This is a genomic window from Rhizobacter sp., assembly GCF_046595475.1.
Lineage (GTDB): Bacteria > Pseudomonadota > Gammaproteobacteria > Burkholderiales > Burkholderiaceae_C > Rhizobacter.
Genome location: NZ_JBKJOQ010000105.1, coordinates 39,183 through 47,748, shown reverse-complemented (window position 1 = coordinate 47,748; position 8,566 = coordinate 39,183). Strand labels below are relative to the sequence as shown.

The following is an 8,566-nucleotide window of genomic DNA, read 5'->3' as shown; positions in this document are numbered from 1 at the left end:
CCAAGGCGCTCAAGCTCGACGACGACAACCGGCAACTCAAGGCTGCGGTCAAGGACATGTACACGGCCGATGAGCTGATGACCGAACTGGCCGAGGCCGCCATCAACGTCGACGCGGTCGACGAGTAACGTCTTCGGGCGCCGGGAGGCAACGCCCGGTACAGTGGGCGCTGGTCACCCCATGCCCAGCACCCGAGTCGACTTCCCCGGTAGCCAGGGCCACGCCCTGGCGGGCCGTCTCGACACGCCCGACGGCATGCCGCGAGCCTGGGCGCTGTTTGCCCACTGCTTCACCTGCTCGAAAGACACCAAGGCCGCGGCCTACATCGCGCGCGCCCTGGCCGATGCAGGCTTCGGCGTGCTGCGCTTCGATTTCACGGGGCTGGGCGGGAGCGGCGGCGACTTCAGCAACACCCACTTCAGCTCGAACGTCGATGACCTGGTGGCCGCGGCCGACTGGCTGCGTGCGCATCACGGCCCGCCCGCACTGCTGGTCGGCCACTCGCTGGGCGGCACCGCGGTCCTCGCCGCTGCTGAGCGTATCGCCGATGCGCTTGCCGTGGCCACGGTCGGCGCGCCTTGCGACCCGGCGCATGTGACGCATCAATTCAGCAGCGACCTGCCGGTCATCGAAAGGGAAGGACAGGCCGTGGTCAAGCTCGCCGGACGCGAATTCACGATCCGCCGCTCGTTCATCGACGATGTGAGCGGCCAGCCGCAGGCGGCACGCATCCGCGCCCTGCGTCGCCCGCTGCTGGTCCTGCACGCGCCCGGCGACACCGTGGTGAAGATCGACAACGCGCGTCAACTCTTCGAGGCCGCGCTGCACCCAAAGTCTTTCATTGCGTTAGACGGCGCTGATCACCTGCTCACACGGGCGGCCGATGCGCGCTACGCCGCCAATGTGATCGCGGCGTGGGCGGCGCGCTACCTGCCCGAGGCGTCCGAGCCAGCACCATCCAAGGAGATGCTGGAACCCGGCACCGTGCGTGTCAGCGAGCGCGGCACCGGCGCCTTCGCCGTCAGCATCCAGGCCGGACGGCACACGCTCATCGGCGACGAGCCCGAATCGGTTGGCGGCGACGACGCCGGGCCTAGCCCGTACGAGTTGCTGCTTGCCGCGCTAGGCGAGTGCACGGTCATGACGCTGCGCATGTACGCACGGCAGAAGCAATGGCCACTCGAGAACGTGCATGTGACGCTAACGCACGGCAAGATTCACGCCGCCGATTGCACAGACTGCGACACGAAGGAAGGCAAGGTCGATCGCATCGAGCGCGTGGTTGAACTGATCGGTCAGCTAGATGACGCGCAGCGCACGCGGATGATGGAAATCGCCGACCGCTGCCCGGTGCATCGCACGCTGCACGCGAAGGTGAAGGTAGAGACGCGCGCAGCGACATGACGACTATGCGCCAATCGGCAACTGCGACGCGAACGCGCGGGCTGCCAGAGGTGTGCAGGCTCTTCGACTGCATCTGCACGATGCACGGGGTCCGCGCTCGTACGTGTCGGCGTTGCTCCACGACGCGACCGACGCCTATGCCCAGCTTCATCGCTGCACGGACAGGGTCAGTGGCGGGCCATCTTGCCGAGCAATACCGCGAGGCCCATGGCTCCAATGCCCTTGATCAAGTCCGGATGTTGGGCGAAAAAATCGCTCAGGCCGTTCACGACGCTGGGCTGGTGCTGCTCGGCGCGTGCGGCGATCTCACTCACGTCATCCGGCGAAACTTGGTTGGCCTGGGCCGGCGTGATTGGCGACGCTTGCCCCCCTTGCATTGAAGTGTTCGATCCGAAAACTCGACCCAGCACACCTGAACCCAAAGCGGCCATGGCCGCCGGGCCTAGCGATTGAAGCAGTTGAGTCAGCAGACCCGCACGTTGCTGCGGGGACGACTGGCCGAACAGCTGGCCGACCATGTCGCCGAATGGCGGAGTCTGATCGGAGCGAAAGGTTTCAGCCATGCCGCTGCTTAGCACGTCCGCCGGCAGCTGAGGCGCAATCTGGTCATAGTGAGCCTGGCTGGTGCGGGAAGCGCTCTCGGCAGGCTTCTGCGCGTATTGAGCCAAAACATCAAGAAAGGACATATGGTCTCCAAATTTCAGCTTGCCGCTCAGTGGCAAAGGATCGGGGTAGTGATGCGATACCGGCGGCGAAGGCGGGTTGCAGGCGATTGCCCAACCCTCTCCACCCCTCGGCCATTTTTGACCTCAAGCTTTAAAGCTTTCGACAGTGGAAGCCGGCTGAACTTGTAGGACATCATTCCTTGTTGGCGGCGCAGCAGGTGCACGTCGACGAGTTTCCGCCACCGCGCGTTGACCTGAGCGTTGGACAGGCTCGACACCGGTCAACGCAGCGTGGACTATCAGGATCCCAATAGTTCACCGATCGGTTTGAGATCCTCGACCCGATCGCATACCGACTTAAAGACCAGCAAAATAGGCACCCCGAGCAGCAGACCCGCGATGCCCCAGAGCCAGCCAAAGACCAGTACTGCCACGAAGACTGCAACTGGACTCATGCGACTCGCCTTGCCCATCCACCAAGGCGTGAGAACATTTCCGATCACGGTGTGAATAGCAAAAGAACTCGCGCCCACGAGCAAGCCCATTCCCGGCTCCGCAAACTGCACCAAGCCAACGACGGCCGAGCCAACTCCGACGATCACAGCGCCGACGTAGGGGATCAAGTTCGTGATTGCTGCGACGACGCCCCAAACAACCGGTTGCTTCATGCCCAACGCGAGAAACACCAGCCAAGTCGCGATGCCGACAAACAAACTGACGCCTAGTTGAACAAGGAGGTACCGCTGTATCTGCTCGGTGATCTCGTCGAGGGTTTCGACCGTTACCTTCTTCTGGCTGAGCCTCGGACCTGCCAGCTTCACCATCTTTCGGCGGAAGTTGCTTCCCGCAGACATCAAGAAAAGTGCCAGAAAAAAGACCACGGCAATTTGCCCCAAAAAGGCCAAGACGCCCAGTGTTCCACTCCAGAGGTAGTGACGAATGTCAATCGGTTTCGCGGCCGGAGCGGAGCCTATAGATAACGAGTTCGCTGCCTCGCGCTTCTTATCGCCAGCCTTGCCTAGAGGTGCGGAAGATCCCGCACCAGAAGCTTCGGCTGCAGCCGCTAGCTCGGTGGCGGCACGCTGGACCTTTTCGATGGTCGAGGCTTTTCCGCTGATACGCTCTGTCATCTCGCGAATTTTCTGCGTGACCTTCGGGACCGTTTCAAGCAGGGCATCCGTTTGGTCGCTCAACGCGAATACACCCCACACCGCCACTCCCAGAATGAGCGTGAGCACCGCTGTCGCCGCTGCCGCGCGTGGTACGCGCCAGCGCTCCAGTTTGTCAACTAGTGGTGTAAGCGAATAGCTCACCAATACGCCCATCAAAATAGGCACGACGATCTCCTTCGCCCACTGCAAGGCATAAAGGATCAATATCGCGGCGATGATTGCCAGAGACACGCTGCGAACGTCCACGGGCATGTGCAGCATCACTCTCCGCTGATCCCGAACTTTCTTTGCTTCTCGGGCGAGATTCTCGTCGTCCGCCTTCGTGGTCGCCGACATCGCCGCGGTTTGCACATTGTTCATGGTCACCTTTCAATTCATCTCATTCTCGATGTTTCTGAGCTGAATGCATTTGTGCCGCCGCGCCGCGGGAGACCGAGGTGCGTCACCTGGGCGCAGCGCCTGGATGCCGGGGTGAACGCGTCTGGGGTGTGAACGAGCGTTCGATCACCGCACAAGCTCACAAGGCAAGCTGCCAAGTTTGCGGAGGCGCATGCCGGCAAGGCGACTTTCACGCGTATCCGCATGGCTGGTTCTGGCATTCGCGCTCTGAAGCGACTCGCCGGGAAGGTCGCTATTTGCTGCTTGGACGTGACATCCACGCGCTGCACGCTGGCCCCAACCGAGACTGTGTTTGACACCGGCTTTCTGAGGTTGTCTAATCCGCGCAACTGGAACCGGTTCCAGTTCCGGTTGGTGTGCGCGACAAGGTATTCCGGCCAGGCAAAACCGCTCGCGGCGCTACCAGGGCTCCGCGAATAACTCGGAGACAGACATGACGTTTGATACCCATCCAGCCATTGGCGTTTGCGAATCCGCCGATGATCCCGCCGTGTGCCGCTCGCGCCAGCGCCAGCACAAAACACTCGCTCGAATCGGGGCCTCCATGGGGCGGCTCCGATGGTTGGGCCTTGGCGCGCCGCTGCTCATCGCCGCCATGCTTGCGGCCTGCGGCGGCGGCGGTGATTCGCCAGCACCCGAACCACGCGAAGCGCCAGAATCGGTGCGACTCTCTGCAGACAGCGCCAGGCTGCGCGATTTCGGGCCGAATGTGAAGGTCTTCGATCCCAGCATGGCCACTAGCGAGATCCAGGCCGTCGTCGACGGCATTGCCGCTGAGCAAATCAGCAATGAGTTTGGGCCCCAGCGCTACGCTCTGCTGTTCAAACCCGGCACCTACGGCAGTGCGGCCACCCCGCTCGTTTTTCAGGTGGGCTACTACACCGCAGTAGCGGGCCTGGGCCGCTCGCCAGGCGATGTGGTGATCAACGGCCACGTCGATGTTTACAACCAGTGCTTCGGCAGCAATTGCATCGCATTGAGCAACTTCTGGCGCTCGATGTCCAACCTAACGGTCAACGTGATGGGCCTGGACGGCTGCCGCTCTTCGGGCAACTTCTGGGCGGTATCGCAGGCTGCGCCGATGCGACGCGTCAACATCACCGGCGGCAACCTCACGCTGATGGACTACTGCAACGGCCCGTCCTTCGCCAGCGGTGGCTTCATTGCCGATTCGCAAACGGGCTTTGTCGTCAGCGGCTCGCAGCAGCAGTTTCTGGTGCGCAACAGCAGCATCGGGGGTTGGTCCAACGGCGTGTGGAACCAGGTGTTCTCGGGGGTCGTGGGTGCGCCCGCCCAGTGCTTCCCTGGCCAAGCGTCATGCGGCGGCCCCTACACCACGCTCGCCACCAGCCCGTTGACGCGCGAGGCGCCTTACCTGTTCCTCGACGCCGAGGGGCACTACAAGGTCTTCGTCCCTGCGGCTCAACGCAACTCCAGCGGCACCACATGGGCCAGCGGCCCCACGCCAGGCGAGGCCATGTCGCTCGAAGACTTTTACGTGGCCCGGCCGACCGACGACGTGCGGGCGATCAACCACGCGCTGGCCCGGGGCAAGAACCTCATCTTCACGCCGGGCGTCTACGCCATCGATCAAACAATCAAGGTGCAGCGCCCGGAGACTGTGGTCATCGGCCTCGGGTTCGCGACACTCGTGCCGCAAAACGGTGTGGTCGCCATGACCGTTGCCGACGTGCATGGCGTGGAGATTTCAGGCCTGATCTTCGATGCCGGCCCTGTGAGCTCGCCGGTGCTACTGCAAGTGGGTTCCCGACACGGCCACCGCCGATTTCACCAAGACGAGCCGACGGCGCTCCATGACGTGTTCTTCCGCATCGGCGGCGCGGGCGTCGGCAAAGCAACCGTCAGCCTGGAGGTGAACAGCGACAACGTCATCCTCGACGACATCTGGGCCTGGCGGGCCGATCACGGCAACGGCGTGGGCTGGACGAGCAACACAGCCGATACGGGCGTCATCGTCAACGGCAACAACGTGACGGCGTACGGCTTGTTTGTTGAGCACTACCAGAAGTACGAGGCGATCTGGAACGGGAATGGGGGCACGGTGGTCTTCTTCCAGAACGAGATGCCCTATGACCCGCCCAACCAGGCTGCGTGGATGCAGGCACCCGCCGTCAACGGTTGGGCAGCGCTGAAGATTGCCGACAAGGTGACGCGCTTCAACGGCTACGGGATGGGGAGCTACAGCTTCTTCAACCAGGGCGTTGATATCTTCGCTGCGAATGCTTTCGAGGTACCCAACAGCCTCCCAGCCGGCAGCCTTCAAGATCTGCTCACGATCTTTCTGGACCCAGGCGTAGGCAAAGGCGGCATCACGAATGTCGTCAATGGCACAGGCGGGTCGTCGACCATCGCCAACCCCGACGTGCCCGTGACCGTGTTGAGCTACCCGTAAAGGGCAAGTTGCACAAGCCTAAGGGGCGCGCGTCTTGCGCGTCCCTGGGCGTGGGTTGCTCGCCCTGAGATTGAGATTCGAAGAGGCGCGCCAGCAGCTCGGCCGCCGCGGTCGCCTGCACCGTGTTGCCCGAGCCCATCGTCTTCGTCAGCCTTCAGAAGGGCACCGCCGGGAACGCCTCGCGCGCCGCGTCAGTTCCCGGTGAAGCCGCTACTTGATCCGTTCGTAAAGCTCAGCGGGATGAACAAGCCGTTGCCCACGAACTGCAACTCGATGGCGTCGTATTGTTCGCCGCGCAACCAACCGGCTGTGCCGCGAGTGGTGACGTCGCCGAAGGAGGTGTAGATCCTGCCGCCCTGCTCAGCGGCCACAAGCTTGTTGCCATCGGCCGATGAGGCTATGGCTTCCCAGAAGCGGGTGCCCTCGTGCGGCGTCCAGGTGACACCCGAGTCGATCGAGATGTAGAGACGTTCATTGCTGAAGGCCGCCGCGAGCCTGCTGCCGTCGGCCGATGAGGCCACGCTGATCCAAGAGCCATAGACCCCCCGCGGCACCCAGGTCACTCCCGCGTCATTCGAGGTGTAGAGCGGACCCGACGAAACGCCTGCCACCAGCTTGTTGCCATCCCCCGATGACGCAATGCTGAGCCAGTCGCGATTGCTTTCACGCGCTGTCCAGGTGGCGCCTGAATCAGCAGATGTGTAGATCTGGCCATTCAATTCCACCGCCACGAGCTTGGTGCCATCAGCCGACGATGCCACCGAAAACCAGTTTCGAGCGGTTTCGCGGGCGGTCCAGTTCTGCCCTGCATCGATGGAGGTGTAGATCTGCCCGATGCCCGCAACCGCCACGAGCTTGTCGCCGTCGGCGGACGACGCCACGTAGGCCCAGGGGAGGCTGAGGCCGTGTGCCGACCAAGTGACGCCTGCATCGCCGGAGGTGTAGATCTGGCCGCCCTGCGCAACCGCCACCAGCTTGTTGCCATCGGCCGACGAGGCGATGCTCACCCAATTGCGATCGGTCTCGCGTGCTGTCCAGGTGATGCCTGCGTCGGTCGACGTGTAGATCTTCCCCCCGACATCAGCGGCGGCGAGCTTGTCGCCATCGGCCGATGAGGTCAAGGCACGCCACGAGCGCGCGCTGTCATGCACGGCCCATACGCTGCCAACACGGGGCAGCACGGCCCGCGTGTTGATGGTTTGCCCGGCGTTTTGGCCAATCTGCCAACCGCCGGTGCCGGCGCCAGAAATGCGCACGATGTCGCCTACCGCCGGGTTGGCAGGCAGCGTGACCGTGGCGCGCACGGCGGTATCGACGATGTAGCCTGTGTTGTTGTTGCCCTGCACGGCCGCCGTGGCGACATTGACCCAGGTGATCCCCGGGCCGTTGCACACATAGCTGGTGGCGCTGACTTCGCCTGCGTCGAGCACGCTGTTGCGATTGGCGTCTTGCCCCGACGTGATGCGGCTGCCGCCATGAAGGCAGTTGGCACCAGCGGGCTCCGAAGCTGTCGCGATCAACACGGACAGACCGGCCGCTCCGGTTGCTCCGGTTGCTCCGGTGGCTCCGGTCGCACCCGTCGCGCCCGTCGCGCCCTGTACACCGTGACACACATATTGACTGCGAGTTACCTCGCCGGCCTGCAGCACGCTGTCGCCGTTGCTGTCGAGGCCCGAGGCGATCAGTACACCACCGCTCGCGCAGTTCGCGCCCACCGGCTCCGGTGTGACGCTCATGAGGCTGTTCAGGCCGTTCGTTCCGTTGGTGCCGTTCGTTCCATTCGTGCCGTTGATCCCATCCGTCCCATTCGTGCCATTGGTGCCGTTTGTGCCGTTTGTGCCATCCGTCCCATTGGTGCCACTGGTGCCGTTTGTGCCATCGGCGCCATTCGTGCCATTGGTGCCGTTTGTGCCATCCGCCCCATTCGTCCCATTCGTGCCATCGGTGCCGTTTGTGCCATTCGTCCCATCGGCTCCATTTGCACCCGGAGCGCCGCCGCACACGTAGCTCGTGACGGTCACTTCCCCGGCGTCGAGCGCGCCGCTGCCGTCGAGGTCGAGGCCGGCAATGATGCGGCTGCCGCCGTTCGCGCAGTGTGTGCCGGCGGGCTCGCTCACCATCTGGAGCAAGGTGTTTATACCGGGTGTACCCGCAGCGCCGTTGGCCCCCGGCGTGCCGTTGCACACGTAGCTGGAAGAGGTGATCTCCGCTGCATCGAGCAACCCGTTGTGGTTGCTGTCGATGCCGGTGTTGATGAGGCTGCCACCGTTCGCGCAGCGAGAGCCCGCGGGCTCGATCGACACACTGGCCAGGGCATGCTCGGTCGGGCCCGCCGCGGGGGGTGCGTCCCCACCGCCACCGCCTCCGCAAGCGGCCAGTGCGAGCACGACCGCCAGGGTGGCGGCGTGGTTGAGCGACGAGGCTACGCGCGATTGGCGTGTGGCGTTGATGAAGGAGTTCATGGCTTTTCGTTAGTAATACTTGTTGTCGTCGACGCTTCGCCCGCGCGAGCA

At 63.5% G+C, this 8,566-nt stretch carries 5 protein-coding genes; 2 read left to right on the top strand and 3 right to left on the bottom strand.

What is annotated here, in order from left to right; all coding sequences use genetic code 11:
- Window positions 1-180: 180 nt before the first annotated feature.
- The gene (locus AC30QB_RS19045; protein ID WP_489547839.1) at window positions 181-1,404 is read left to right on the top strand and encodes a bifunctional alpha/beta hydrolase/OsmC family protein; all 1,224 of its coding nucleotides are present in this window, start codon (window positions 181-183) and stop codon (window positions 1,402-1,404) included.
- A gap of 167 nt (window positions 1,405-1,571) precedes the next feature.
- Here AC30QB_RS19045 and AC30QB_RS19040 read toward each other — a convergent pair whose 3' ends face one another.
- Window positions 1,572-2,090, bottom strand: coding sequence for a hypothetical protein (locus tag AC30QB_RS19040; protein WP_489547838.1), 519 nt, complete (start codon window positions 2,088-2,090; stop codon window positions 1,572-1,574).
- A 278-nt stretch (window positions 2,091-2,368) separates the two neighbouring features.
- On the bottom strand, window positions 2,369-3,601 hold the full coding sequence (locus tag AC30QB_RS19035; RefSeq protein ID WP_489547837.1) for an AI-2E family transporter: 1,233 nt from the start codon (window positions 3,599-3,601) through the stop codon (window positions 2,369-2,371).
- Window positions 3,602-4,370: 769 nt separating this feature from the next.
- Between AC30QB_RS19035 and AC30QB_RS19030 the strand changes: the two genes are divergently transcribed.
- Window positions 4,371-6,053, top strand: coding sequence for a hypothetical protein (locus tag AC30QB_RS19030; protein ID WP_489547836.1), 1,683 nt, complete (start codon window positions 4,371-4,373; stop codon window positions 6,051-6,053).
- 191 nt (window positions 6,054-6,244) lie between these two features.
- On the opposite strand, the gene AC30QB_RS19025 is transcribed toward AC30QB_RS19030, so the two are convergent.
- Window positions 6,245-8,515, bottom strand: a complete 2,271-nt coding sequence (locus AC30QB_RS19025; protein WP_489547835.1) for a WD40/YVTN/BNR-like repeat-containing protein — start codon at window positions 8,513-8,515, stop codon at window positions 6,245-6,247.
- Window positions 8,516-8,566: the final 51 nt, after the last annotated feature.